At 65.5% G+C, this 23,570-nt stretch carries 26 protein-coding genes; 11 read left to right on the forward strand and 15 right to left on the reverse strand.

Annotated features, from left to right (window positions below):
- Positions 1-85 precede the first annotated feature (85 nt).
- Entirely contained in the window at positions 86-1,276 is a 1,191-nt protein-coding gene (locus GPL20_RS24225; RefSeq protein WP_167533186.1) for a hypothetical protein, read from the forward strand.
- Here the strand turns inward: GPL20_RS24225 and gmk are convergent.
- The 9 genes from gmk to GPL20_RS24270 form a co-directional block, all read right to left on the reverse strand.
- A complete protein-coding gene (gene gmk, locus GPL20_RS24230) occupies positions 1,209-1,868 on the reverse strand; it encodes a guanylate kinase (RefSeq protein ID WP_157332298.1) in 660 nt (219 codons plus the stop codon). The genes GPL20_RS24225 and gmk overlap by 68 nt on opposite strands.
- A gap of 3 nt (positions 1,869-1,871) precedes the next feature.
- Positions 1,872-2,759, reverse strand: coding sequence for a YicC/YloC family endoribonuclease (locus GPL20_RS24235; RefSeq protein WP_157332300.1), 888 nt, complete (start codon positions 2,757-2,759; stop codon positions 1,872-1,874).
- 118 nt (positions 2,760-2,877) lie between these two features.
- Positions 2,878-4,149, reverse strand: a complete 1,272-nt coding sequence (gene mltG, locus GPL20_RS24240; protein WP_157332302.1) for an endolytic transglycosylase MltG — start codon at positions 4,147-4,149, stop codon at positions 2,878-2,880.
- A gap of 125 nt (positions 4,150-4,274) precedes the next feature.
- Positions 4,275-5,540, reverse strand: coding sequence for a beta-ketoacyl-ACP synthase II (gene fabF / locus GPL20_RS24245; protein WP_157332304.1), 1,266 nt, complete (start codon positions 5,538-5,540; stop codon positions 4,275-4,277).
- 108 nt (positions 5,541-5,648) lie between these two features.
- Complete coding sequence (locus GPL20_RS24250; protein ID WP_008551805.1) at positions 5,649-5,888, reverse strand: acyl carrier protein; 240 nt, start codon at positions 5,886-5,888, stop codon at positions 5,649-5,651.
- A 314-nt stretch (positions 5,889-6,202) separates the two neighbouring features.
- Positions 6,203-6,940 (reverse strand): 3-oxoacyl-[acyl-carrier-protein] reductase, encoded by a 738-nt coding sequence (gene fabG / locus GPL20_RS24255; RefSeq protein ID WP_157332306.1) that lies wholly within the window; start codon positions 6,938-6,940, stop codon positions 6,203-6,205.
- A 102-nt stretch (positions 6,941-7,042) separates the two neighbouring features.
- Positions 7,043-8,002, reverse strand: coding sequence for an ACP S-malonyltransferase (fabD, locus tag GPL20_RS24260; protein ID WP_157332308.1), 960 nt, complete (start codon positions 8,000-8,002; stop codon positions 7,043-7,045).
- Positions 8,003-8,175: 173 nt separating this feature from the next.
- A complete protein-coding gene (locus GPL20_RS24265; RefSeq protein WP_157332310.1) occupies positions 8,176-9,201 on the reverse strand; it encodes a fatty acid desaturase family protein in 1,026 nt (341 codons plus the stop codon).
- Between the two features lie 3 nt (positions 9,202-9,204).
- On the reverse strand, positions 9,205-9,912 hold the full coding sequence (locus GPL20_RS24270) for a TetR/AcrR family transcriptional regulator C-terminal domain-containing protein (RefSeq protein ID WP_157332312.1): 708 nt from the start codon (positions 9,910-9,912) through the stop codon (positions 9,205-9,207).
- 331 nt (positions 9,913-10,243) lie between these two features.
- On the opposite strand from GPL20_RS24270, the gene rpsF reads away from it, so the two are divergent.
- The 4 genes from rpsF to rplI all read left to right on the forward strand — a co-directional run bounded on the left by rpsF (position 10,244) and on the right by rplI (position 12,743).
- Positions 10,244-10,744, forward strand: coding sequence for a 30S ribosomal protein S6 (gene rpsF, locus GPL20_RS24275; RefSeq protein ID WP_027542989.1), 501 nt, complete (start codon positions 10,244-10,246; stop codon positions 10,742-10,744).
- Between the two features lie 5 nt (positions 10,745-10,749).
- Positions 10,750-10,989: a 30S ribosomal protein S18 gene (rpsR, locus tag GPL20_RS24280; RefSeq protein WP_007592020.1), complete on the forward strand. Its 240-nt coding sequence runs from the start codon at positions 10,750-10,752 to the stop codon at positions 10,987-10,989.
- A gap of 127 nt (positions 10,990-11,116) precedes the next feature.
- On the forward strand, positions 11,117-12,094 hold the full coding sequence (locus GPL20_RS24285) for a DUF2232 domain-containing protein (RefSeq protein WP_157332314.1): 978 nt from the start codon (positions 11,117-11,119) through the stop codon (positions 12,092-12,094).
- A gap of 49 nt (positions 12,095-12,143) precedes the next feature.
- Complete coding sequence (rplI, locus tag GPL20_RS24290; RefSeq protein ID WP_157332316.1) at positions 12,144-12,743, forward strand: 50S ribosomal protein L9; 600 nt, start codon at positions 12,144-12,146, stop codon at positions 12,741-12,743.
- Positions 12,744-12,858: 115 nt separating this feature from the next.
- On the opposite strand, the gene GPL20_RS24295 is transcribed toward rplI, so the two are convergent.
- From GPL20_RS24295 to GPL20_RS24305, 3 genes are all read right to left on the reverse strand, one after another.
- A complete protein-coding gene (locus GPL20_RS24295) occupies positions 12,859-13,326 on the reverse strand; it encodes a PaaI family thioesterase (protein ID WP_157332318.1) in 468 nt (155 codons plus the stop codon).
- A gap of 11 nt (positions 13,327-13,337) precedes the next feature.
- Entirely contained in the window at positions 13,338-13,934 is a 597-nt protein-coding gene (locus GPL20_RS24300; protein ID WP_157332320.1) for a TetR/AcrR family transcriptional regulator, read from the reverse strand.
- 109 nt (positions 13,935-14,043) lie between these two features.
- Positions 14,044-15,039, reverse strand: a complete 996-nt coding sequence (locus tag GPL20_RS24305) for a hypothetical protein (RefSeq protein WP_167533187.1) — start codon at positions 15,037-15,039, stop codon at positions 14,044-14,046.
- Between the two features lie 281 nt (positions 15,040-15,320).
- Between GPL20_RS24305 and GPL20_RS24310 the strand changes: the two genes are divergently transcribed.
- Positions 15,321-16,571: a cyclopropane fatty acid synthase gene (locus GPL20_RS24310; protein WP_157332322.1), complete on the forward strand. Its 1,251-nt coding sequence runs from the start codon at positions 15,321-15,323 to the stop codon at positions 16,569-16,571.
- Between the two features lie 3 nt (positions 16,572-16,574).
- On the opposite strand, the gene GPL20_RS24315 is transcribed toward GPL20_RS24310, so the two are convergent.
- On the reverse strand, positions 16,575-16,781 hold the full coding sequence (locus GPL20_RS24315; RefSeq protein WP_157332324.1) for a transcriptional regulator: 207 nt from the start codon (positions 16,779-16,781) through the stop codon (positions 16,575-16,577).
- A gap of 543 nt (positions 16,782-17,324) precedes the next feature.
- On the opposite strand from GPL20_RS24315, the gene GPL20_RS24320 reads away from it, so the two are divergent.
- Entirely contained in the window at positions 17,325-18,836 is a 1,512-nt protein-coding gene (locus GPL20_RS24320; RefSeq protein WP_157332326.1) for a replicative DNA helicase, read from the forward strand.
- 81 nt (positions 18,837-18,917) lie between these two features.
- The gene (gene alr, locus GPL20_RS24325; RefSeq protein WP_430641850.1) at positions 18,918-20,177 is read left to right on the forward strand and encodes an alanine racemase; all 1,260 of its coding nucleotides are present in this window, start codon (positions 18,918-18,920) and stop codon (positions 20,175-20,177) included.
- Positions 20,178-20,189: 12 nt separating this feature from the next.
- Here alr and GPL20_RS24330 read toward each other — a convergent pair whose 3' ends face one another.
- Entirely contained in the window at positions 20,190-20,408 is a 219-nt protein-coding gene (locus tag GPL20_RS24330) for a hypothetical protein (protein ID WP_157332330.1), read from the reverse strand.
- A 39-nt stretch (positions 20,409-20,447) separates the two neighbouring features.
- Here GPL20_RS24330 and GPL20_RS24335 point away from each other — a divergent pair, with 39 nt between their 5' ends.
- A complete protein-coding gene (locus GPL20_RS24335; RefSeq protein WP_157332332.1) occupies positions 20,448-21,218 on the forward strand; it encodes an exodeoxyribonuclease III in 771 nt (256 codons plus the stop codon).
- A 3-nt stretch (positions 21,219-21,221) separates the two neighbouring features.
- Here the strand turns inward: GPL20_RS24335 and GPL20_RS24340 are convergent, their stop codons facing one another.
- Complete coding sequence (locus GPL20_RS24340) at positions 21,222-21,590, reverse strand: GFA family protein (protein ID WP_157332334.1); 369 nt, start codon at positions 21,588-21,590, stop codon at positions 21,222-21,224.
- A 301-nt stretch (positions 21,591-21,891) separates the two neighbouring features.
- On the opposite strand from GPL20_RS24340, the gene GPL20_RS24345 reads away from it, so the two are divergent.
- Together GPL20_RS24345 and GPL20_RS24350 are read left to right on the forward strand one after the other, a co-directional pair.
- The gene (locus tag GPL20_RS24345) at positions 21,892-22,632 is read left to right on the forward strand and encodes a FadR/GntR family transcriptional regulator (RefSeq protein ID WP_157332337.1); all 741 of its coding nucleotides are present in this window, start codon (positions 21,892-21,894) and stop codon (positions 22,630-22,632) included.
- 31 nt (positions 22,633-22,663) lie between these two features.
- A complete protein-coding gene (locus tag GPL20_RS24350) occupies positions 22,664-23,563 on the forward strand; it encodes an NAD(P)-dependent oxidoreductase (protein WP_157332339.1) in 900 nt (299 codons plus the stop codon).
- Positions 23,564-23,570: the final 7 nt, after the last annotated feature.

Raw genomic sequence — 23,570 nt, forward strand, 5'->3', positions numbered from 1 at the left:
TCCGGATTTGCGGCGCATTGCCACCCAAGTCTTTGATGACAAAGGGCCGGTTAACAGTTGCGTCATGCGTAACCGGGAGACCAGGATGGGCAACCGAACCGCCAAATTCATATCCGCGCTTGTTGGCAGCATCATTGCCGGCGCGCCTCTGGCTGCCGTGTCGCAGAACGCGCCGAGCACATCGAGCACGGCCAACGCGGCCGCCGACTGTCTCGGCTCGCCGAAGGGCGCCGCGCCACAGGGGCAGCACTGGTACTATCGCCTCGACCGTGCCACCAAGCGGCAATGCTGGTACCTGCGTGCCGAGGGCGGCAAGGCGGCACAAAGCGCGCAGGCGACAGCCGACACGCCGGATCCGGATTCAGCGGCACCGCCATCGGTGCAGAATGCGCATGCCGAATACATCGCAGCGCAGAACGGTACAGCGCCGAGCACACCGAATGTGACTGCGCCCGCGCCGGCTGCAGCGAGTGCGCCGCCTGTCACGCCGCAGCCTCAAAGCGCGATCCCTGACAATGCGCAGCAGCCGGCCGTCGCCGGACGCTGGCCCGACACCTCCACGGCGGCTGCTTCGCCCGCATCTCAGCCGTCGCCCGCTCCCGCGACAGCCGCTGCACCGCCAAGCGCGAAGCCGGCAAAGTCCCCTGCTCCGATGGCTCTGGCCGCGGCGGACAGCACGACCGACAAGCCGACCGGCTCGCTCCAGACGCTGATGCTCGTGATCGGCGGTGCGCTGGCGCTCGCCGGCATCCTCGCCAGTGTCATCTACCGTCTTGCCGGCAGACGCGTCCGCGTCCAGACCGGCGACCGCCGCGTGAATTGGGACAATCGGGAGCCGCGCGATCACGACCGCGGCCGCGCGCCCTGGCTCAAGACAACGCCGCCGGCCGCGCCCCGTGCGCAGCAACCGCGCCCGGTGGACTTCGACACACTGCGTCCCCGGGCCCCGCAGCTCGCCGCGATCGACCACGCGATCGATGTGGTCGACGCGCGTAAGCCGCGCGCCCACAACGAGGCAGCTGAGCTCGACAAGACCGAGATATTCGACGAGAAATTCGAGATCGAGGCTGCGCCCCAGCTTGCGGTGAAGGACGTCGGCAATAACATCGATGAAGAAGCGGCGGCTCGCGACGAGGATGCAGTCGACATCGACGTCATCACGACGATGCTGGAACGGCTGGCGAAGGAAGGGCCGCGGCTGATGCAGCCTAACCCTGCAACTGCCCTTGCAAACCTCGCACGAAGCCAACGAGGCCAGTCCGCCGCTCGCGCTTGAGGCGTTCGGCCTTCAGGATCGACTGCACCTCGGCGAAAGCCTCGTCGACGTCGTGGTTGATCACGATGTAATCGTACTCGGCCCAGTGGCTCATCTCATGGCTGGCGCGGCTCATGCGCTTGCGGATCACCTCGTCGGAATCCTGCGCGCGGGAGTGCAGCCGTTTCTCGAGATCGCTGGCCGAAGGCGGCAGGATGAAGACGCTGACGACATCGGCGCGCGCCTTCTCGCGCAGCTGTTGCGTGCCCTGCCAATCGATGTCGAACAGAACGTCCTGTCCCGCCGAAAGCGCGGCCTCGACCGGCGCACGCGGGGTGCCGTAGCGGTTGTCGAACACGGTCGCCCATTCGAGGAGCTCGTCGCCCTTCACCATCTGCTCGAACCGCGCCTTGTCGACGAACAGATAGTCGCGGCCGTCGACCTCGCCCGGCCGCATCGGCCGCGTCGTGGCGGACACCGACATCCTGAGCCCTGGCATCCGCTCGATCAGGAGACGCGACAGCGTCGTCTTGCCCGCGCCTGACGGCGAGGACAGCACGAACATCAGTCCGCGGCGTTCGACACCATCAGTTCCGTGACCGCCCGTCGTCATCGATCACTCCAGATTCTGGACCTGCTCGCGGAACTGCTCGACCACGTTCTTCATGGCGAGCCCCGTATTGGTCAGCTCGATGTCGTTCGACTTCGAGCAGCAGGTGTTGACCTCGCGGTGAAACTCCTGCGCCAGGAAATCGAGCTTGCGGCCGATCGGGCCGCCCTTGCCGATCAGCTCGCGCGCCTGCGCGATGTGGGAGGCGATGCGGTCGAGCTCCTCGCGGATGTCGGCCTTGGTCGCGATCAGGATCGCCTCCTGCATCAGGCGGTCGGAATCGAAACGGTCGGAGGTGTCGAGGAGGCTGGCGATCTGCTCGGCGAGCTTCGCCTTGATCGCCTCGGGCTTGCGCCCCGGCGCGGCTTCCGCCCTCTTCGCAAGCTGCTCGATCTCGTCGACCCGCTGGGTCAGGATCTGACCGAGCGAGGTGCCCTCGCGCGTGCGCATCCCGACGAGATCGGCGAGCGCCTTGTCGAAGGCCTCGGCCGCAGCGGCACGCGCCGCCTTGTCCTCCTCCTCGTCGCCCTCGGGCTCGGCGACCTCGACGACGCCCTTGATGGCGAGCAGGCCGTCGATGCTCGGCGCGACCGCGTCGACCTTGCCAGCAATCACAGAGGCGGCCTTCAGGACGGCGTTGAGCACGTCCTCGTTGACGCGGACCGCCGCAGCGGCGTTGGTGCGCTTGACGTTGAGATTGGCGTAGACGGTGCCGCGCGACAAAAGCTCGCCGGCGCGTTTCTTGGCGTGGGCCTCGAGCTCGTCGAACCCCTGCGGCAGCCGCACCCTGAGGTCAAAGCCCTTGGCGTTGACCGACTTCAATTCCCATTCGAACGTGTACGGCCCGCTCGCGCCGTGGCTTCGGGCAAAGCCGGTCATGGACGACAGCGCCATCGGGTGAGATTCTCCGGACAGGTGAGATTCGCTAGGGCGATCAAGGCACGCGAATCTTAAGACTTTTTTGCAGGAAAGTGGAATCCGCAAAGTCCCGTGGGCAAGGCCCCGCGTAAGACTAGCGCTGGACCACCGGCGGCGAGGACTGCACCGCGCCCTGCCGGGCCGGTGCGGGATTGGCCGGGCGAGCCGGCGGTTTCTTCTGCTGATTGGGCCGCGCCGGCGTGGTCGCCGTCGGCGTATCGGCGGCCCCGGGCGCGGCGGCGGCCGGCGGCTGCGCGTCCTCGGCCGGTTCGACCGTGTCGTTCTGGATCTGCTTCTCCATCGCGCGCAGCTTGGCGACGTTCTTCTGGTGCGCGTCGTAGGTCTCGGTGAAAGCATGCCCGCCGGTGCCGTCGGCGACGAAATAGAGGTCGCGGGTGCGGGCCGGATTGGCCGCAGCTTCCAGCGAGGCACGGCCGGGATTGGAGATCGGGCCCGGCGGCAGGCCCTCGATCACATAGGTATTGTAGGGCGAGGGCTGCGTGATCTCGCTGCGCTTGATCGGGCGGCCCAGCGTGCCCTTGCCGCCGACGAGACCGTAGATGATCGTCGGATCGGACTGGAGCTTGATCTTCTGCTTCAGGCGGTTGACGAACACCGCGGCGACGCGGCTGCGCTCATCCGGCTTGCCGGTCTCCTTCTCGACGATCGAGGCCAGCGTCACCAATTGCTCCGGCGTCTTGACCGGAATGTCCTGGCTGCGGCGCTCCCAGATCTCGGCCAGCACGCGCTTGTGCGCCTGCTGCATGCGCTGGATCACCTGCTCGCGCGTGGTGCCGCGCGGGAACTTGTAGGTCTCCGGCAGCAGTGTACCTTCGCGCGGCAGCTCGCGCACGCTGCCGGTGAAGATGTCGTTGTCGGAGAGCCGCGCCACGATCTGCTCGGAGGTCAGGCCTTCCGGAATGGTGACGGCATGCTGCACCACCTTGCCCTCGACGATGGTGGCGATCACGTCGCGCAAGGAGGCGTTCTTCTGGAACGCGTACTCGCCGGGCTTGAGGTCCGAGCTCGCCTTCAGCGCGGCCACGCTGGCGATGAACACCCACGGATTGACGTCGGTCACGCCTTCCCGGTTCAGCGTCTCGGCGATGTCACGCTTGCCGGCGCGCTGCGGGATGTTGACGATCTTGTCTTCCCTCAGCGGCCCGGGTGCTTCCAGCACCTGCCGCCCGTAATAATAGACGCCGCCGGCGCCGAGCATGGCGATCAGCAACAGGGTGATGATGGCGTTGCCGACCACGACGAACGGATTGCGCGCACGGTCCGATCGCTTCGGCGGCGGCGGGAGCTGCTCGGGCTCCAGCGCAGCCCGCGGGCTCCGGGGCGAAATGGGCGGCCTTTCACTCATCGAAGCAACCTGAATCCTGCCGGTTCAATCGCGGCCTGACAATCGCTTGTCCTGCCAAATGCACGCGCCCGCTTCCATGACTATCGCCGAATACGGCAAAACGGTGGATTCGTCGCAACCAAAGACTAATGGACCAGACGCCGGACGATCACCGACGCGTTGGTACCGCCAAAACCAAAAGAATTCGACAACGCAACGTTGACCTCACGCTTCTTCGCAACATGCGGCACGAGATCGATCGCCGTCGCAACCGACGGACTATCCAGATTGATGGTCGGCGGCACGACATTATCGCGAATCGCGAGAATGGCGAAGATCGCTTCGATCGCACCGGCCGCGCCGAGGAGATGACCGGTCGACGACTTGGTCGAGGACATCGCAACCTTGGAGGCCGCATTGCCGAGCAGACGCTCCACCGCTCCGAGCTCGATCTCGTCGCCGAGCGGTGTCGAAGTGCCGTGCGCATTGATGTAGTCGAGATCGGAGGGCGTGAGCCCCGCGCGCTTCAACGCTGCCGACATGCTGCGGAAGCCGCCATCGCCGTCGGGCGACGGCGAGGTGATGTGATAGGCATCGCCGGAGAGCCCGTAGCCGATCACCTCGGCATAGATTCTCGCGCCGCGGCGCTGGGCATGATCGAGCTCTTCCAGCACCAGGACGCCGGCCCCCTCGCCCATCACGAAGCCGTCGCGGTCCTTGTCGTAGGGACGCGAGGCCTTCTCGGGCGTCTCGTTGAAGCCGGTCGAGAGCGCACGCGCGGCGTTGAAGCCGGCAATGCCGATGCGGCTGATCGGCGATTCCGCGCCGCCGGCGACCATGACGTCGGCATCGCCGAGCGCGATCAGGCGAGCGGCGTCGCCGACCGCATGTGCGCCGGTCGAGCAGGCCGTGACCACCGAATGATTCGGACCCTTCAGCCCGTGCGCGATCGAGACATAGCCGGAGGCGAGATTGATCAGGCGGCCCGGAATGAAGAACGGCGAGACCCGGCGCGGTCCGCGCTCCTTCAACAGGATCGCGGTGTCGGCAATGCCGTTGAGGCCGCCGATGCCGGAGCCGATCATGGTCCCGGTGGCGCACTTGTCTTCCTCGGACTCGGGATGCCAGTTGGCATCGTCGAGCGCCTGGCCGGCGGCGGCCATGGCGAAGACGATGAAGTCGTCGACCTTGCGCTGGTCCTTCGGCTCCATCCATTTGTCGGGATTGAAAGTATCGTTCGAACCGTCGCCACGCACGACGGTGCAGGCGTATTTGGTCTGAAGATCGGAGACATCGAAGCTCTCGATCGGCCGCGCACCACTCTCGCCGTTGAGGATGCGTTTCCAGGTCGGCTCGACGCCGCAGCCGAGTGGCGAGACCATGCCGAGACCCGTGACGACAACCCGCCTCATATCCGAAAACTCCGCATCGAAAGATTCACGGCCAATAACAAGAAACCGGCTGACCGCTGGTCAGCGGCCCGTCCGGTTTCAATGTTGTCCCCGCGAAAATGAAGAGCCTTAGCTCTTCGCGTTCTTCTCGAGAAACTTCGTGGCGTCGCCGACGGTGAGAATCGTCTCCGCGGCGTCGTCCGGAATCTCGCAACCGAATTCTTCTTCGAACGCCATCACCAGCTCGACGGTGTCCAGACTGTCGGCGCCGAGGTCATCGATGAAGCTCGCGTTGTCGACAACCTTCTCGGGTTCAACACCAAGGTGTTCGACCACGATCTTCTTAACCCGCTCGCCAATGTCACTCATTGCTTAACCTCGTGTTGTTCCCTGTAGACCCGACCCCCCGGGACGATACGAGCCGTCGTGGTCGTTTGACTGCCTTCGCTTACGAACTTTGATTTGGCCCCATCCTAACCGATGCAGGCCCGGCGAACGATGGCCAAGGCTCCGCATCGCCAATATACAGGGTTTCAAAAACCTGCAATGGCGTTCTTTGCCCATCGGTTGAAGGTCCGGTTATCATACTTCAACTGCCTTGACTACAAGCCTCATTTCGCTCCGGAAACGGCCGTTTGCCGCATCCCGCACCGCCCCCTTGGGGGCGGTCGCGGAACGCCGCTTCAGATCATGGCCATGCCGCCGTTGACGTGGATGGTCTGGCCCGTGACGTAGCCTGCTTCGTTCGAACTCAGGAAGACCGCAGCCGCCGCGATGTCCTCCGGCGTCCCCAGCCGGGCGGCCGGAACCTTGGTCAGAATCGTTTCGCGCTGCTTGTCGTTCAGCGCGTCCGTCATCGGCGTCTTGATGAAGCCGGGCGCGATGCAGTTCGCGGTGACGCCGCGCTTGGCGTATTCGGCGCCCAGCGTCTTGATCATGCCGATCAGGCCCGCCTTCGACGCGGTGTAATTGCCCTGCCCGGGATTGCCGGTGACGCCGACCACCGAGGTGATCGCGATGATGCGGCCGAAGCGCTTACGCATCATCAATTTGGTGGCGGCGCGCGCCAGGCGGAAGGTCGCGGTCAAATTGACGTTGATGACCTCATCCCAATCCTCATCGCGGAGCTGGACGAAGAGATTGTCGCGCGTGATGCCGGCATTGGCGATGAGGATATCGACCTGGCCCATCGCGGCTTCCGCCGCGGGCACCAGCGCCTCGACCTCGTCGGCCTTGGAGAGATTGCAGGGCAGCACAAAGGCGCGCTCGCCGAGCTTGCCGGCAAGCTCGTCCAGCACCTCTTTCCGCGTTCCCGAAATGGCGACCGTGGCGCCCTGCGCATGCAGCGCCAGCGCGATCGCGCCGCCGATGCCGCCGGTCGCACCGGTGACAAGCGCCTTTTTGCCAGTCAGATCGAACATCGATTAACACCTCCAAAGCACGATCCGGAAAACTGCGCAGTGGTTTTCCGCAAAGGTCGTGCGTGAACAAAGAACTCAAGCGCGATGGCGAATCATCGCGCCTCAGGCCTGCTTCGCAGCGGCCAGTGCATCCTTGGCGGCAGCAATGTCGTTCGGTCCGCCGACGGCGACGCCGACGGCACCGTCAGCGATGCGCTTGACCAGACCGGTCAGCACCTTGCCGGCGCCGATCTCGAAGAAACGGGTGACGCCCTGCCCCGCCATATAGGCAACCGACTCGCGCCAGCGCACCGTGCCGGTGACCTGCTCGATCAGGCGGCGACGGATCTCGTCGGGATCGGTGATCGCGCTCGCCAGCACGTTCGACACCAGCGGCGCCGCCGGCGCCTTGATCGTGACCTTCGAGAGCGCTTCCGCCATGGCGTCGGCGGCCGGCTGCATCAGCTTGCAATGGAACGGCGCGGACACCGGCAGCAGCATCGCGCGCTTGGCGCCCTTGCCCTTGGCGATCTCGACGGCGCGATCGACCGCCGCCTTGTCGCCGGAGACGACCACCTGGCCGCCGCCATTGTCATTGGCGGCCTGACAGATCTGCCCCTGCGCGGCCTCGCCCGCGACCTCCATGGCCGCCTCGTAGTCGAGGCCGAGCAGCGCGGCCATCGCGCCGGCACCGACCGGCACTGCCTTTTGCATTGCGAGACCGCGGGTGCGAAGCAGTCGCGCGGTGTCGGAGATCGTCAGGCTGCCGGCCGCCGCCAGCGCCGAATATTCACCGAGCGAATGCCCGGCGACGAAGGCCGCGTCCCGCCCGACGGAAAAACCTGCCTCGGACTCCAGCACGCGCAGGGTGGCCATCGAGACCGCCATCAGCGCCGGCTGGGCGTTCTCGGTGAGTTGGAGGGTTTCGGCCGGGCCATCCCAGATGGTGGCCGTCAGCTTCTCCCCAAGGGCGGCATCGACCTCGTCAAACACGGCACGTGCCACCGGGAAGGCGTCAGCCAAGGCCTTGCCCATGCCGACTGCCTGGGAACCCTGCCCCGGAAATGTGAATGCTGCCGTCATCGGCGCTCCCTGCTTGTCGGGCGTGATCCTCTCGAGAACCGGCAGCCGATTACGCGCGGCCTTGGGCCAAGGTTCCGGATCACGCTCCAAAGGGGGCCGTAGACACTGTCCGGGGTCGGCATGTCAAGCCAGGATGGGAACCCCGGCGGGCATTCAACTGGGGATGCGCCCTCTCAAAATCCACCGGCCGTCTGGTTGGCGTCGACCTCCGCCCCCGCCCGTGCGCGGCGCGCACTGTTCACCAGCTGCCCGGGACGATCCTCGCGGTCTGGTTTCGCCGTGGCGAGCCGCAGCACCGCAGCATAGCCAGGCTGCACCTCCATGCGGCCGGCGTGCCGGCTGGCGCTCAGCAGACGATGCACCTTCGGCAGATTGTAGCAGGGCACGTAGAACAGCAGGTGATGCTCGAGATGATAGTTCACGTAGTACGGCGCGATGAACAGGCGCTCGAGAAGATTGGCATGCGTGGTGCGGGTGTTGCGCAAGGGATCGCTGCTGTCGGGGACGACGGCATGCTCGGCGATGTTGCGGATGCGGGTGATGACCATCATCCAGGTCAGCAGCGGCACCAGCCATAGCAGCGGATAGGCCCACCACACACCGGCCATCGCGAGCGCAGCGAACATCGCAGCGTTGACGAGGCATTGCGGGCCGAGTTTCTCCCAGAAATGGGCAGCGCGCTGCCGCCATGGCCAGTCCCGCGGCCCGAGCGCGTTGAGCAATTGCGCCTTGCGCTGCTGGTAGCCGGTCTGTCCGGTGATGTCGCGAATGAACTTGCGGCGATAGCTCAGTTTCGTGATCGGAAACGGCGCCGACAGCACGAGATCGGGATCGTCCTCCTGCTGGGTGCGCGCATGGTGCTGGAGGTGGTAGCGCCGGTAGCTGCGCGTCTCCGCAAACAGCGGATAGGCGCAGAACCATTGGCTCAGGGCCAGATTGATCTTCTCGTCGGCGGACAGGCAGCCATGCGCACCGTCATGCATCAGGATTGCAAGTCCCAGCTGGCGCGAGCCGATGATGGCGACGGCGAAAATATAAGTCAGCGGATTGGGCCACCATGCGACCAGGGCGATCGCGCCGATCATCAGCGCCCAGGCATGCGCGATCAGTGCGACACCTTTCCAGGTCACGCGCTGGCGCACGTCAGCAAGCTGATCGTCCGTCAGGAAATCGCGGGCACGCATGCGAAGCGCGGTCATGGCCTAGCCCTCCTCGTTCGAATTGTTCGATGGATCGCGTTCGTCGACCAGACGCAGGCGCGCGGTATCGCCAGCGGATTTCGCCTGCTCGCCGAGCACGCGCAGCATCTCGGCGCAGAGCTCCTCGGGGGAGCGCCCCATCGCATAGCCTTCGAGGATGACGCCGATGGCGACCGCCCAGAACCGCCGCGAGCTCTCGTCGGCCGCGCGCAGGGAACGCCAGCCGTGCCGCTCGACCTGGCTCGCATAAGCGCGCGCGCCTTCGCTGTGCAGCCGCTCGATGGTGCGCTCGACCAATGGCGCGAGATCCTGGCGCCGTCGCGTCAGCGTCAGCGCTTCGGCGAAGAAGGCGATCGAATCGCTCGCCGTCACGGTCTCGGCCAGCGCGTGGGTGTAGTCCCGCGGCGTGCGCGCCTTCAGCGCCGCCTGCTCGGTGGCGCGCGCCAGATACAGCAAATCGCGGCAGGCGCATTCAACGAACAGCGCCTCCTTGGTGCGAAAGTAATAGGTGATCTGGCTCGGAAACGCGTCCGCAGCGGCCGCGATGTCGGTGATCGAGGCGCCGGACAGGCCCCGCTCCCTGAACAGCGGGCTCGCCGCATCCAGCAGCAGCGACCGCATCTTGCGGCCGGCCGAGCGCGTGGCCCGTGCAGCGTGCTTCGGATCGCCGCCTGCCGTTTCAGACGGCTCGTGGACCGATTTTCCCGCCATCGGCTCCTCCCTTGAATTATTTGTATGCCATACAAACAAATAACTCAAGCGGCCTGTGGCGCCATTGAGCGGCTGTACCGGGGCGACCTGGGCCAAAACCTTGCCCCCAACCTTGCAAAGTCGCCCAAAATCCGTATAAGCGCGCCATCCGCAGACCCCGGCCGGGAGCTGAACGGACGGTCTCAGCAAATCATTCGTGATTTTGGTGTGGCAGGGCCAGTCGGCCCGTCGTCCCGTGTTTCCGCCTTCTGAGCTTAATCCCAGAGTCCTTTCCGAAGGTCTCTTAAGGGCTTGACGCCGGGCGATGCGCCAACATGAGGAAAGGACTTCCATGCCTCTTTATGAGCATGTTTTTCTCGCGCGTCAGGACGCGAGCCCGCAGCAGGTCGAAGAGCTGACTGCGCAGATGACCGGTATCGTCGAAGGTCTCGGCGGCAAGATCACCAAGACCGAGAATTGGGGCGTGCGCTCCCTCACCTACCGCATGAACAAGAACCGCAAGGCGCACTTCGTGCTGCTCAACATCGACGCGCCGTCCGCGGCGATCGCCGAGATCGAGCGCCAGGAGCGCATCAGCGAAGACGTGATCCGCTACCTCAGCGTCCGCGTCGAGGAGCTGGAGGAAGGTCCCTCCGCGATGATGCGCAAGGCCGATCGCGATCGCGAGCGCGACGACCGTGGCGGTGGTTTCCGCGGCGAGCGTGAAGGCGGCTTCCGTGGCGACCGCGAGGGCGGTTTCCGTGGCGGCGATCGCGACGGTGGTGGCTTCCGCGGTGACCGCGGCCCGCGCCGTCCGCGCGAAGAAGCTGAAACCACGACGGATGGGGAGTAAGATCAATGGCTGAAGCTGGTGCACGCCGTCCGTTTTTCCGTCGTCGCAAGAGCTGCCCGTTCACGGGCGCCAATGCTCCCAAGATCGACTACAAGGACTCCAAGCTCCTGATGCGTTACGTCTCCGAGCGCGGCAAGATCGTGCCGAGCCGCATCACCGCGGTGTCCGCGAAGAAGCAGCGTGAGCTCGCCCGCGCCATCAAGCGCGCGCGGTTCCTGGGCCTCCTGCCCTACGTCATTCGCTAAGACGAATTCGGCCGGCGGCGACATCGCCGCCGGCCGAACTGTTTAGTTTCATAAGGCTTCCGGGTCGTCCGGTCGCCGATGGTTGGGGCGAGATGCCTCTAACCGCTCGAAGGGAGCGGGACAGCTGATGATGGCCTTTGGACTGATAGCCCTGATCGCCGGCACTGCGTCGGCCCTGATGTTCGCCTCGATCATTTCGGGCGCGCTGATCTCGCTCGTCCTGTTCTATCTTGCCCCGCTGCCGCTGATGGTCGCCGCGATCGGCTGGGGACCGCTCTGCGCGAGCCTCGGCGGCATCGCCGCTGCGATCGGGCTCGGCGCCCTGTTCGGCCTGCCCTATTGCATCGCATTCGCCGTCACGGTCGCGCTGCCGGCCTGGTGGCTCGGCCATCTCGTCCTGCTCAGCCGGCAGGTGGGACGCGTCGCGCCGGACGCTTCCGCGGCCGAGCCGGCCGACATCGAGCTCGAATGGTATCCGGTCGGCCGCATCCTGCTGTGGATCGCGGGCTTCGCGACGCTGACCACGATCGCCGCCCTGCTCACGCTCGGCACCGATGCCGACACCATCACCGGCACGCTGCGGCGCGGCCTGATGCGCCTCATTCGCGCCGCCGACCCGCAGACATCAGGCGAAGCCGACCAGTTCGTCGACGCGCTGGTGCGCATCGCGCCGGCCGCCGCCACCATCGCTGCGATGATGACGCTCACGCTCAACCTCTGGCTCAGCGCCAAGGTGACGGCGACGTCGGGACGGCTGCGCCGTCCCTGGCCGGATCTGATGACGGCCGAGCTGCCGCCGATGACGCTGGTCGCGCTCTGCGTCGCGCTCGCCTTCTGCTTCACCGGCGGACTGCTCGCGATCGTCGCGCAGATCACCACGGCGGCGCTGATGATGGGCTATGCGGTGACCGGCTTTGCCGTGCTGCACACGCTGACGCTCGCGCTGAAGAGCCGCGCCTTCTGGCTCGGCTCGGCCTATGCCGTCGTGGTCGTGTTCGGATGGCCCGTGATCGCGATGGTCATCCTCGGGCTCGCGGACGCCGTGTTCGGCTTCCGCGAACGCTTCCTGCGCAGCCGGCAGCCGCCACCGCTGCCAATCCCTTAAGTCCAACCTCGAAACCTGAACTCAAGAGCACTTCAAAAGGAGAACGAATATGGAAGTCATTTTGCTGGAACGCGTCAACAAGCTCGGCCAGATGGGCGAAGTCGTGAAGGTTCGCGACGGCTATGCCCGCAATTTCCTGCTCAAGCGTGGCAAGGCGCTGCGCGCCACCGCCGACAACCGTGCCAAGTACGATGGCATGAAGGCCGAGCTCGAAGCCCGCAACCTCGCGTCGAAGGCCGAAGCGTCCAAGGTCGCCGAGAAGATCGAGGGCAAGAACATCATCGTGATCCGTCAGGCCTCCGAAGCCGGCCAGCTGTTCGGCTCGGTCAACGTGCGTGACATCGTCATCGCGTTCGAAGCCGATGGCGTTTCCCTGGCTCGCCCGCAGATCCAGCTCGACGCGCCGATCAAGACCATCGGCAAGCACTCGATCACCGTAGCCGTCCACCCCGAGGTGGAAGTCGAGATCACCGTCACGGTTGCGCGCAGCCAGGACGAGGCCGAGCGCATCAACCGCGGCGAGGACATCTCGACCCGCAACGAGGACCGCGATGCGGCCGCCGAGGCGATCGCCGCCGCCGGCGAGTTCTTCGATCCGGAAGCCCAGCACGACGAGGTCGAGCCGGCGCCGGCTGCGGAAGAGAAGTAAGCAACAACATGACTCGTCATGCGCGGGCTTGACCCGCGCATCCATCATCAAGAAGCCTCTTGGATGGATTGCCGGTCAAGCCCGGCAATGACCGCTGATCAAAAGCCCGGTCGCCTCAGGCGGCCGGGCTTTTCGTTCTGGCGGCGACGTCCTCGCTCAGCATCGCGATCGAGGCCAGCGCCGTTGCCGTATGTTTCTCGACACCGTCGCTGACGCAGAACACGTCGGCCGCCACCACCGACACCTGACGGCCCGGCTTGATCACCCTTGCCCGGCAGATCAGCTTCTCGCCGACCGCGGGCGACAACAGGTTGAGCTTGTATTCCGCCGTCAGCGCCGGCTGACCGCGTGAGGTGGCGGCGGCGATCGTCGTGGCGTTGTCGACCAGGAAAGCGGTGACGCCGCCATGGAAGAAGCCGTGCTGCTGGAGCAGCTCCGGCCGGCGCTCCACGGCGATGGTGCAGGTGCCGCGCGACAATTCGGACAGTTCGGCGCCGACCAGGTTCATAAAGCCCTGCCGGCCGACATTGGCGTAGATGCGCTCGGCTACGGCTGCGAATTCGGGATCTGCTTCGGCTCGCATGCGATCTCTCCTTATTGCTTGTTGATGCGATCGGGCGGCACAAGCGCACGGATGGCACAGGCGATCAGCGTGTCGGCCTCGCTGCGCGGATCGGTGCGATCGCGTCCCGACAGGAACGCGCGGCAAAAAATCTGCGCCGGCCCGATGAGCTGGCTGACGAACATCACCGGCGTCATCGGCAGCAGTTCGCCGCCTGCGACCAGCGGCGCGCGCCAGCGCTCGATGCCTTCGGCAAGGCGCGCATTCTGTGCGCGCTGGGCGTCGCGAACGTCCTCGCCCCACTCGCTGCGGGAGATCTCGAAGAGATAGCGCGCCTCGCGCCGGCTGCCGACGACCCAGTCGAGATGCGCCCGGATCAGGCGGCCGACACCCTGCTCCGCATCGGGCACCGGATCGAGCGCCGCCAGCACCGCAGCGTGATAGTGCCGCAGCACGTCCAGGAACAGCGCGCCCGCGAGCTCCTTCTTCGAGCCGAACACATGAAAGAAGCTGCCGTTGGAGGCGCGCGCCCGGGCGCGGATCGCAGCCACCGTCGCAGCTTCGAAGCCGACACGATCGAACACGAAGAGCCCGGCCGCCAACAGGTCGTCACGTACGCTGGCCGTCATCGGCGCCTCCTAGAGCAATACTCTAGAGCGATGCTCTAACGATGGTCAAGACGATGCGGAGGCCGTGATGAGCGCGGTCTCCGCTTGTCGATCGGAAAATGTGGTTGGTTTAGCGCGAGATCGGCGGCGCTGGCGGTCCGGAGGACTCCGCCGGCGGCGGCGCAGCCGCGGTCGCGGGCGGTGCCGGCTCCTGCGGCCTGGCTGCCGGTTCGGAGCTTGCGGCAGGCGCGGCCGGTTTGGGAGCGGCCTCTTCTGCCGGCTTGGACTCTGAGGGCTTGGACTCTGAGGGCTTGGGCTCGGCCGGCTTGGTGGCGGCCGCCGGCGGGGCCGGCGTCACTTGCGGCACCGGATCAGGCCGCAGCGCTGGAGCTTCGCCGCCGCGCGGCTCGACCTTGGCGCTGTCCGGCTTGGCTTCCGCTGGCTTCTCGGACGGCTTGCCGCTGTCGGGCTTGGCCTCGTCACGAGTGGGCTCGACCTTCGCGCTCTCGGGCTTGGAGGTCTCGGGCTTTGACTCGGCCTTCGGCTCGCTCTTCTTGTCCTCAGTGGCCGGCGCGGCGGCATCGACCTTCGGCGCTTCCTCGGTCCCGGGCTTGCCGCGACGCTTGCTCTTGCGTCCCTCAGGCGCTGCCTGCCCCTCGGGCTTCGCGCCCTCCTCGGCCGGCCGCGCGGCGCGCTTCTGGCGGGCGCCCTCGGCTGCGGGAGCGGCACCCTCGCCCTCCGGCCTGGCGGCCTCCTGCGAGCGCTGGCGGCGCCCCTGATGCTCCGGTGCCGTATTGGCTTCCTTCTCCTTGGCGCCGTCCTTCTTGCCGTCCTTGGCCTGGTAGCGGGTGTCGGTCGCGCCGTTGGAGACGAGATAGGAGGCGAGGATGCCCGCCATGTCCGAGCTCGTGGTGTAGTGCTGGCGTAGGAATCCCGGCAGCGAACCCGGCGCCACGGACTTCAAAAGTCCGCGCGGGCTCTTGTGGCAGGCATTGCAGGTCTGCGCGAAAAGCTGGGAGGGGGTTTTGCCGGCCTCGAGGTTCGTCGCCTGCGCAAGAGCGGTCTCGGGCGCGCCGAAGCCGATCAGAAGCAATACCGTCGCGAGGCTGAGCGCTCGGCTCGACATTCCCATCATCTCCATTGAATTTACGCGAATGCAGCCCGCATGCGGCGCCGCGGCGGGGTCACCTTTTAGCCGATTGAGCCGCGAATGGAAGCAGGCTCCACGCGCAAGGATGTGATTAAGCGATTTTCGAATATCGGCTGTGAACACAGCGCAATAGCGGGGCCGGATCTCCCTCCCCAGATTTAGATGCAAACGCATAGGAACCGGAGCGGGACCTGCGCGTCAGATATGAAGGCCGGGTTAGTCGCATCTCTTCGGGTTCGCTCGAGAGGAAGGTGTCGATGGACCGCTTGTTGGGTAGATTTCTGTCTCAATTCATCCGCCGCGGGTCGATGACGGTGACCACGGCAGGCGGGGTGAAGTTCGTCGTCGGCGACGGCTCGGGCGAACCGATCGCAGTCCGCTTCGTCACGGCGGACGCAGAGCGGAAAGTCCTCGTCAATCCCGAACTCGGGCTTGGCGAGGCCTATATGGACGGCGAGTTCGTCGTCGAACGCGGCACCATAGCTGATGCCCTCGCGATCCTGCTCGATCAACCCGACCTATTGCCGCAGTGGGCAAAACCCTTCTGGCACCTGCGCTATCTGACGCGGCACCTGAAACAGTTCAATCCGCGCTCGCGCGCCCGCAACAACGTCGCGCACCATTACGATCTCGACGCCCGGCTCTATTCGCTCTTCCTCGATGCCGACAAGCAATATAGCTGCGCCTATTTCGAGACGCCGGAGACGACACTCGACGACGCGCAGCTCGCCAAGAAGCGGCACATCGCCGCAAAGCTGCTCGTCAGGGGCGGTCAGCGCGTGCTCGACATCGGCTCCGGCTGGGGCGGGCTCGGGCTCTATCTGGCCGAGATCACCGGCGCCGACGTCACCGGCGTCACGCTGTCGACCGAACAGTTGCAGGTCGCCAATGCGCGCGCTGCCGAAAAAGGCCTGACAAGCTCGGCCAGATTCCTGCTCCAGGACTATCGCGACATCGACGGGCCGTTCGACCGCATCGTCTCCGTCGGCATGTTCGAGCATGTCGGGGCGAGGTTCTACGACGCCTACTTCCAGCGCTGCGCCGAACTCCTGAACGAGAACGGTGTCATGCTGCTGCACTCGATCGGCCGTTCGCAGGGCCCGGATTCGACCAATCCCTGGATCGCCAAATACATCTTCCCCGGCGGCTACATCCCCGCCCTGTCCGAGGTGCTGCCGGCGATCGAGCGCGCAGGTCTGCTCGTCTGCGACATCGAGATCCTGCGTCTTCATTACGCCGAGACGCTGAAGGCCTGGCGGGAGCGCTTCATGGCGCGGCGCGAGGAGGCCGTGCAGCTCTACGACGAACGCTTCGCGCTGATGTGGGAATTCTACCTCGCGGCTTGCGAGATGACCTTCCGCAAGCAGGGCATGATGAACTTCCAGATTCAGCTGACCCGCCGTCAGGGCGTCGTGCCGATGACCCGCGACTACATCGCGCGCGAAACGGCGCGGCTGCGCGCCCGCGAACGGGGCGCCAAGCCAAGGCTCAAGCTGGCTGGGGAATAGGTGCTAATGACGCAGGGTCGAAATCTGGGAAAGCCGGAAAGAGGCCGTTAACGCCAGTTGCGCCCGCAGCTCCACGAGCAGTTCGGGTGCGACGGGCTGGCGGCGCACTTCGGGCTGCTCGGCGTGCTCCATGGCTGCGATCAGTCCCGACAGCCAGAGCCGGCTGCCTGCCTCGCTTCGCCAAACCTGGTGCTGCCGTTCTGGCCGCATCGCCTGCCTCGTCTCCCTGCCGGGTGGGACAACCCCCTACCGGCCTGCCGGTTCCGGCTCTACCCCGAAAGAATCCGGGAAGTTGTGATCTGCTTCACATAAGTCCGGTCGGGTCTGGCTTAGACCGTCGCCATGAGCAAAGAGACCCAAACCTCATTCGATGTGCAGGACGACCTCCGCACCGATTACGCCCTGATCGTTACCGGCGTTGGGGCGGCCCTGGTTGCGCTGGTCTACCTCCTGCTGGTCTGAGCCAGCCGAAAGCTCCCGGCGCGTGCCGTCTCGCGCGCTTTTCGGTACGTCTTCGCGCCAATCCATTAGGTTCACCGTTTCAGGATTTTTCCATCGCCCGATCGCGGCCGCTTCCTGGCCGCGCCGAGTTCCGCGAAAATCCGTCAAGTGCGGCGCGCGCTGCGGCTGTTAATCATCCACCATTTTAACTGAGCGGTTGATAGCGGCCAGCTTTTGCTTCCGCTTTGAGCCGGGCCGGCGCTTTATCGCCGCCCCGCATCTGCCCAAGAAAATTGCTAAGCACGCTCGACCATGGCCCTGACTGATTCGAACGTCCTCAAACTCGCGCCCGAACCCGGAACTCCAGCCTATCGGAGCGCGCCGCATAATATCGAGGCGGAACAGAGCCTTCTGGGCGCGATCCTGGTCAACAACGATGCTTTCTACCGCGTCTCCGACTTCCTGGAGCCGAAGCACTATTTCGAGCCGCTGCACCAGACCATCTACGAGACCGCCGGCAGCCTGATCCGGATGGGCAAGATCGCCACGCCCGTCACGCTGAAGACCTTCCTGCCTGCCGATACCGATGTCGGCGGCATGACCATCGGGCAATATCTCGCGCGCCTCGCCGCTGAAGCGACCACCATCATCAACGCCCAGGACTACGGCCGTACCATCTATGACCTCGCGCTGCGCCGCGACCTCATCGGCATCGGCGAGGACATGGTCAACGTCGCCTATGACGCCCCGGTCGATTTCGCGCCGCGGGCGCAGATCGAGGACGCCGAGCGGCGTCTCTACGAGCTCGCCGAGTCCGGCCGCTATGACGGCGGCTTCCAGAAATTCTCGCAGGCACTGGCGGTCGCGGTCGATCTCGCTGCAAAGGCGTTCCAGCGCGACGGCAAGCTGTCCGGCATCTCGACGGGCATGCGCGACCTCGACACCAAGATGGGTGGCCTGCAGCACTCCGACCTCATCATCGTCGCGGGCCGTCCCGGCATGGGCAAGACCTCGCTTGCGACCAACATCGCCTACAATGTCGCACGAGCCTACGTTCCGGAACTCCAGGCCGACGGCACTACGAAGGCCGCGAATGGCGGCGTGATCGGCTTCTTCTCCTGCGAAATGTCGGCCGACCAGCTCGCCACGCGTATCGTGGCCGAGCGCACCGGCGTTCCCTCCTCCCACATCCGCCGCGGCGGCATCTCGGAAGCCGATTTCGAGAAGATCCGGGAGGTCTCGATCGAGCTGCAATCGCTGCCTTTCTATGTCGACGCGACTGGTGGCCTGTCGATCGCGCAACTGATGGCGCGCGCGCGCCGGCTGAAGCGACAGAAGGGCCTCGACCTGCTGGTGATCGACTACATCCAGCTGCTCTCGGGCTCGGGCAAGCGCGCCAGTGACAGCCGCGTGCAGGAAATCACGGAGATCACGACCAGCCTGAAGGCGCTCGCCAAGGAGCTTAACGTTCCGGTCATCGCGCTGTCCCAGCTCTCACGCCAGGTCGAATCCCGCGACGACAAACGGCCGCAGCTCTCCGACTTGCGTGAATCCGGCTCGATCGAGCAGGACGCCGACGTCGTGCTGTTCGTTTACCGCGAGGAATATTACCTCGCGATGAAGGAGCCCCGCCCAGGCACGCCTGAACACGAGAAGTGGCAGCTGGACATGAGTCTTGCGCACGGAAAAGCCGAGGTCATCATCGGCAAGCAGCGTCACGGCCCGACCGGCACCGTCGATTTGGCGTTCGAAGCCTCGGTCACGCGGTTCGGCGACCTCGCGCCTGACAGTCAGCTGCCGGCGCGCAGCGACAGCGACTACTGAGTTCCTGAACCAGCAGAGTTCCTTGAACAGTATCCGCCTCTTGCGTAAAACGACGTCATGACAATGGCGTCCGACCCGAAGATGATCCCGCAATCCGGCCTTCTCTCCGCAGAGGCCAACCAGGCTGCCGCGCTCGCTGCCTATGGTGGCGTGCTCACCGTCGATCTCGATGCAATCATCGCCAACTGGCGCAAGCTCGAGAAGACGGCGGTGCCGGCCGAATGCTCGGCTGTGATCAAGGCCGACGCCTATGGCTGCGGCGCCGAGCAGGTCGCGAGCGCGCTGAACAAGGCCGGCTGCAAGACCTTCTTCGTCGCCACCATCGAGGAGGCGCGCAAGGTGCGCGCGGCCGTGCCGGAGCCGACGATCTACGTGCTCGGCGGCTATTTCCAGAACACCGGCGAGCACTACGCAAAGATCAATTGCCGCCCGGTGATCGGCGATCTCAACGAGCTCGCCGAATGGGACGTGTTCTGCCGCCGCACCGGCTGGTCAGGAGGCGCCGCAATCCACATCGACACCGGCATGAACCGGCTCGGCCTGACGCTTGCGGAGGCACAGGCCATCATCCCCCGCATCAATGCCGGCGATCACGGCATCACGCTGGTGATGAGCCATCTGGTCTCGGCCGAGCAGCTCAACAGCCCGGTCAACGCCAGGCAGCTCTCGGCCTTCCGCGGCATCGCCAGCGAATTCTCCGGAGTGCCGGCGGCGCTCGCCAATTCGTCCGGCATCTTCCTCGGCGCACCGTTCCAGTTCGACCTGGTGCGGCCGGGCGCGGCACTCTATGGCGTCAACCCGACGCCGGAGGCCGACAATCCGATGCAGCAGGTGGCCGATCTGAAGGCGCGCATCGTCCAGATCCGCAATGTCGAGCGCGGCGAGACCGTCGGCTATGGCGGCACCTGGACCGCGCGGCGACCGACCAAGCTCGCGATCATCGCGGTCGGCTATGCCGATGGCTACTTCCGCGCCGCCAGCTCCAATGACGGCACCCGCGGCGCCGAAGTCATCGTCGCCGGCAAGCGCTGCCCGGTCGCGGGCCGCGTCTCCATGGACCTGATCGCGATCGACATCACCGATCTGCCGCCGAACGCGGTGCGGCGCGGCCATCTGGTGACGCTGCTCGGCGAGGGCATCACGGTCGACGAGCTCGCGCATCATTTCGGCACGATCGGCTACGAGGTGCTGACCAGCCTCGGCCACCGCTATGCCCGCGTCTACAAGGGCGGCAACGTGGTGGAGCCGCTGGAGCGGCCTGCCCTTGCCCCGAAGGCCGAGCAGCCGCCCTCCCCGCCGCCGGTCGAGCAGCCCGCGAGCCCGCCGCCGCTGCCGAGCTGAGCAATTCGCCGCTTACTTCTTCTTCCTGCTGTCCAGCGCCGCCTTGCAGGTCGCGCTGAGCTGGTCGCGCTTGCCATTGAGGCACGCGACGATGCCCCCGCCCGGCGCGATGCCGGCGCAGAATTTGTCATAGTCTGTCTTGCACGCGCCGCGCGGATCGGACGATTGTGCGGGAGCGGCTCCGGAGAACGCAACGGCGATGACGATGGTGGCAAAGCTCAACTTGGACATTGTGTCTCCGGTGTCGGAAGGCAGAAGCGTCAGCCCTACATGAAGATTGCGACATTCAACATCAACAACGTCAATCGCCGCCTGCCCAATCTGTTGGCATGGATGCGCGTGGCGAAGCCTGATGTCGTCGCGCTTCAGGAGTTGAAGGCAAGTGATGGCGAATTTCCGGTTGCAGCCATCGAAAAAGCTGGTTACGGCGCAGTCTGGCGTGGACAAAAGACATGGAACGGCGTCGCCATCCTGGCACGCAACACCGAGCCAGTTCTCACCCGCGACCGCTTGCCCGGGAAGCCTGATGATCGCGAAGCGCGGTACATCGAGGCCGCCGTGCGCGGCGTCATCGTCACCAGCATCTACCTGCCGAACGGCAATCCGCAGCCGGGGCCGAAATTCGACTACAAGCTCGACTGGTTCGCGCGGCTCAAGCGCCACGCCAGGACCTTGCTCAAGCAGGACCTGCCCGTCGTGCTCGCCGGCGACTACAACGTCGCGCCGACGGAGATCGACATCTATCCGACGCGCTCCTGGGACAAGGATGCGCTGATCCAGCCAAAGAGCCGCGCCGCCTTTGCCTCGCTGGTCGCGCAAGGCTGGTGCGACGCGATCCGCGACTTGCATCCGGAAAAGCGCATCTACACGTTCTGGGACTACAAGCGAAACCGCTGGTCGCGCGATGCGGGTTTGCGGCTCGATCACCTCCTGCTCAGCCCGGCCCTCGCCTCGCGCCTGTCAAAGGCCGACGTGGACAGACACGTCCGCGGCGAGGATGGCGCGAGCGATCACGCGCCGGCGTGGGTGGTGTTGCGCTGACCATCACCACAAATTCCTGCCGTCGATCACGTTCACCGGCACGGCCTCCAGATCGAACTCGTCGAACAGGCGCGCGTTCACGGCGACCTTGGGATTGTCGAAATCGGGCTTGCCGGTCGACCAGTCCGGCGACTCCGAATAGGTGCCGCAGCCGCAACTCGCGCAGAAATGATGTTTGACGGTGCGGCTGCCCCAAAGGTAGGTCGCGACGTTGTCCGCCGGCGACAGCAGGCGAAACTGCGCCGGCTTGTAATAGGCCCACAAGGCGCCGCGCTTGGCGCAAAGCGAACAGGTGCAGCGCGTCACGCTCGACGGCGCTTCCGTCACCTCGAACACCGTCTCACCGCAATGACAGCTTGCCTCGATCGGCATGATCCTACGCCCTCCAACTTGTCAGGAGGCGGTCATAGCCGGCCACTGCTGCCAACATGCCGTCAGCAGCGGGACGCGGGACAGCTACCTTCGATCGCTTCAACAAGAACGTGAAAAACAACCCCATGCACCGTAGCCGACCGCTGTCGGCTCAATGGTTTACGCGTGTCCTCGCATGCGTCGAGGACTGCCGCGCGGACGGCCGATCGCCCAATTCCCCCAGCCAGTTTGCTGCGGCCTCTTGACCTGAAGGCATTGGTTAGCATACTGGTCTGACCAAGATCAGACCAAAGAGATTGGGATGGAGCTCAAGCGGGCCACTGACGGCGAAAAAGGGTTCGAGAAGGTATTCGCCTTCTTGCGCGAACGCCTGCTTGCGGGCTCGCTCAAGCCTGGCGACCGCCTGATCTCCGAACGCGAGCTGTCGACCCTGCTCGGCGTCAGCCGGCCGATCGTCCGCGAGGCGCTCCGTGCCCTCACCGTGCTCGGCATCGTCGAGATCCGCGACCGCATCGGCACCGTCGTGACGCGGCCTGACGTCTCCGTACTGAACGACTTCTTCACCTTCGCGCTTGCCCAGCAAGCGGACATGCTCGACGATGTCATGCAGGCGCGCGTCGCGATCGAATGCCAGGCGATCAGGCTCGCCTGCGAGCGCGCCAACATCGCCGATTTCGAACGGCTGCAGCGCGCGCTGGCGAAGATCGGGGAGACGATCGACGAGGCGGATGCCGGTGGCATGGCCGACTTCGACTTCCACCGCGCCATCGTCGTGGCCTCGCATTCCGAGACGCTGACGGTCCTGCACAGCTCAATGGCAGGCCTCTTGACGCATTCGCATCGCAGTCGTCGCGAACTGGTGCAGGCCTTCCCGTCGATGAAGAACTATCTGATCGACGACCACCGCCGCATCTTCGAGGCAGTGATCGCGCGCGATCCGGAGCGCGCGGACGCAACGCTGCGCAAGCATTTCGCCATCGGCGACGAATACCGCAGGCGCGCCGTCGTCGGTGACATCGACAAGACCAGCGCCTCAGGCTGATCGCGGACGAACCAAGAAACGGATCGATAACATGGGACGGAACGACAAGGGCAATGTCGGCTTCATCGGCATCGGCACGATGGGCCGGGAGATGGTGCGCAACCTCCTGACGGCCGGCCACGCGGTGCGCGTCTTCGATCTCAACGAAGCCGCCGTTGCCGAAAGCGTCAAGACAGGCGCGACCCGCGCGAAGAGCCCAGCCGATGCCGCCGAAGGCGCCGACATCGTCATCAGCATGCTGCCCGACACGCCCCATGTCGAGGCGACCATTTACGGCGCGGAGGGCCTGCTGAAGTCTCCCCCGCCCGGCAAGCTGATCGTCGACATGAGCACGATCTCGCCGGTCGCCGTGCGCCGGATTCATGCCGACCTGCAAAAGATTGGCGTCAGCTTCATCGACGCCCCGGTTTCGGGTGGGCCCATCGGCGCCAAGAACGCCGCCCTATCGATCATGGCCGGCGGCGATGCGGCTGCTTTCGCACAGGCCGAGCCGTACTTCCGAGCGATGGGCACGACCATCACGCATGTCGGCGCGTCCGGCGCCGGGCAGACGGTCAAGCTCTGCAATCAGCTGATCTGCGGCATCAACATTCAGGCGATCTGCGAAGCGCTGGCGCTCGGCCGCGCTTCGGGCCTCGACCTCAATCTGCTCCGCCGGGTGCTGCTCGGCGGCTCCGCGGCGTCCTGGATGCTCGACAAGCTCGGCCCCGCGATCATCGCGGGCGACGTCTCCGCCGGCTTCCGGATCGATCTGCAGCTCAAGGACCTTCGCTTGGTGCAGGAGCATGCGCAGGCGCTGAACGTGCCGCTGCCCGGCACTGCGCTCGTCACCAGTCAATATGTCGATGCGCGCGCCCACGGCGAAGGCAGCAACGGCAACCAGGCTCTGTTCCGCGTCTATGACCGCATGACCAACCAGATCACCGGCTGATCCGACG

Source organism: Bradyrhizobium cajani, from assembly GCF_009759665.1.
Taxonomy (GTDB): domain Bacteria; phylum Pseudomonadota; class Alphaproteobacteria; order Rhizobiales; family Xanthobacteraceae; genus Bradyrhizobium; species Bradyrhizobium cajani.

Bases quoted from the DNA above. Each gene is read 5' to 3' on its own strand.
- alr (WP_430641850.1), top strand. From the start codon at position 18,918: ATGATCCCGCAATCCGGCCTTCTCTCCGCAGAGGCCAACCAGGCTGCC.
- GPL20_RS24285 (WP_157332314.1), top strand. From the start codon at position 11,117: ATGATGGCCTTTGGACTGATAGCCCTGATCGCCGGCACTGCGTCGGCC.
- mltG (WP_157332302.1), bottom strand. From the start codon at position 4,149: ATGAGTGAAAGGCCGCCCATTTCGCCCCGGAGCCCGCGGGCTGCGCTG.
- rplI (WP_157332316.1), top strand. From the start codon at position 12,144: ATGGAAGTCATTTTGCTGGAACGCGTCAACAAGCTCGGCCAGATGGGC.
- GPL20_RS24270 (WP_157332312.1), bottom strand. From the start codon at position 9,912: ATGGCGGGAAAATCGGTCCACGAGCCGTCTGAAACGGCAGGCGGCGAT.
- rpsF (WP_027542989.1), top strand. From the start codon at position 10,244: ATGCCTCTTTATGAGCATGTTTTTCTCGCGCGTCAGGACGCGAGCCCG.
- GPL20_RS24295 (WP_157332318.1), bottom strand. From the start codon at position 13,326: ATGCGAGCCGAAGCAGATCCCGAATTCGCAGCCGTAGCCGAGCGCATC.
- GPL20_RS24300 (WP_157332320.1), bottom strand. From the start codon at position 13,934: ATGACGGCCAGCGTACGTGACGACCTGTTGGCGGCCGGGCTCTTCGTG.
- rpsR (WP_007592020.1), top strand. From the start codon at position 10,750: ATGGCTGAAGCTGGTGCACGCCGTCCGTTTTTCCGTCGTCGCAAGAGC.
- GPL20_RS24305 (WP_167533187.1), bottom strand. From the start codon at position 15,039: ATGTCGAGCCGAGCGCTCAGCCTCGCGACGGTATTGCTTCTGATCGGC.
- GPL20_RS24235 (WP_157332300.1), bottom strand. From the start codon at position 2,759: ATGGCGCTGTCGTCCATGACCGGCTTTGCCCGAAGCCACGGCGCGAGC.
- GPL20_RS24350 (WP_157332339.1), top strand. From the start codon at position 22,664: ATGGGACGGAACGACAAGGGCAATGTCGGCTTCATCGGCATCGGCACG.
- GPL20_RS24225 (WP_167533186.1), top strand. From the start codon at position 86: ATGGGCAACCGAACCGCCAAATTCATATCCGCGCTTGTTGGCAGCATC.
- GPL20_RS24320 (WP_157332326.1), top strand. From the start codon at position 17,325: ATGGCCCTGACTGATTCGAACGTCCTCAAACTCGCGCCCGAACCCGGA.
- GPL20_RS24310 (WP_157332322.1), top strand. From the start codon at position 15,321: ATGGACCGCTTGTTGGGTAGATTTCTGTCTCAATTCATCCGCCGCGGG.
- fabF (WP_157332304.1), bottom strand. From the start codon at position 5,540: ATGAGGCGGGTTGTCGTCACGGGTCTCGGCATGGTCTCGCCACTCGGC.
- fabG (WP_157332306.1), bottom strand. From the start codon at position 6,940: ATGTTCGATCTGACTGGCAAAAAGGCGCTTGTCACCGGTGCGACCGGC.
- fabD (WP_157332308.1), bottom strand. From the start codon at position 8,002: ATGACGGCAGCATTCACATTTCCGGGGCAGGGTTCCCAGGCAGTCGGC.
- GPL20_RS24330 (WP_157332330.1), bottom strand. From the start codon at position 20,408: ATGTCCAAGTTGAGCTTTGCCACCATCGTCATCGCCGTTGCGTTCTCC.
- GPL20_RS24315 (WP_157332324.1), bottom strand. From the start codon at position 16,781: ATGCGGCCAGAACGGCAGCACCAGGTTTGGCGAAGCGAGGCAGGCAGC.
- GPL20_RS24345 (WP_157332337.1), top strand. From the start codon at position 21,892: ATGGAGCTCAAGCGGGCCACTGACGGCGAAAAAGGGTTCGAGAAGGTA.
- gmk (WP_157332298.1), bottom strand. From the start codon at position 1,868: ATGACGACGGGCGGTCACGGAACTGATGGTGTCGAACGCCGCGGACTG.
- GPL20_RS24335 (WP_157332332.1), top strand. From the start codon at position 20,448: ATGAAGATTGCGACATTCAACATCAACAACGTCAATCGCCGCCTGCCC.
- GPL20_RS24250 (WP_008551805.1), bottom strand. From the start codon at position 5,888: ATGAGTGACATTGGCGAGCGGGTTAAGAAGATCGTGGTCGAACACCTT.
- GPL20_RS24265 (WP_157332310.1), bottom strand. From the start codon at position 9,201: ATGACCGCGCTTCGCATGCGTGCCCGCGATTTCCTGACGGACGATCAG.
- GPL20_RS24340 (WP_157332334.1), bottom strand. From the start codon at position 21,590: ATGCCGATCGAGGCAAGCTGTCATTGCGGTGAGACGGTGTTCGAGGTG.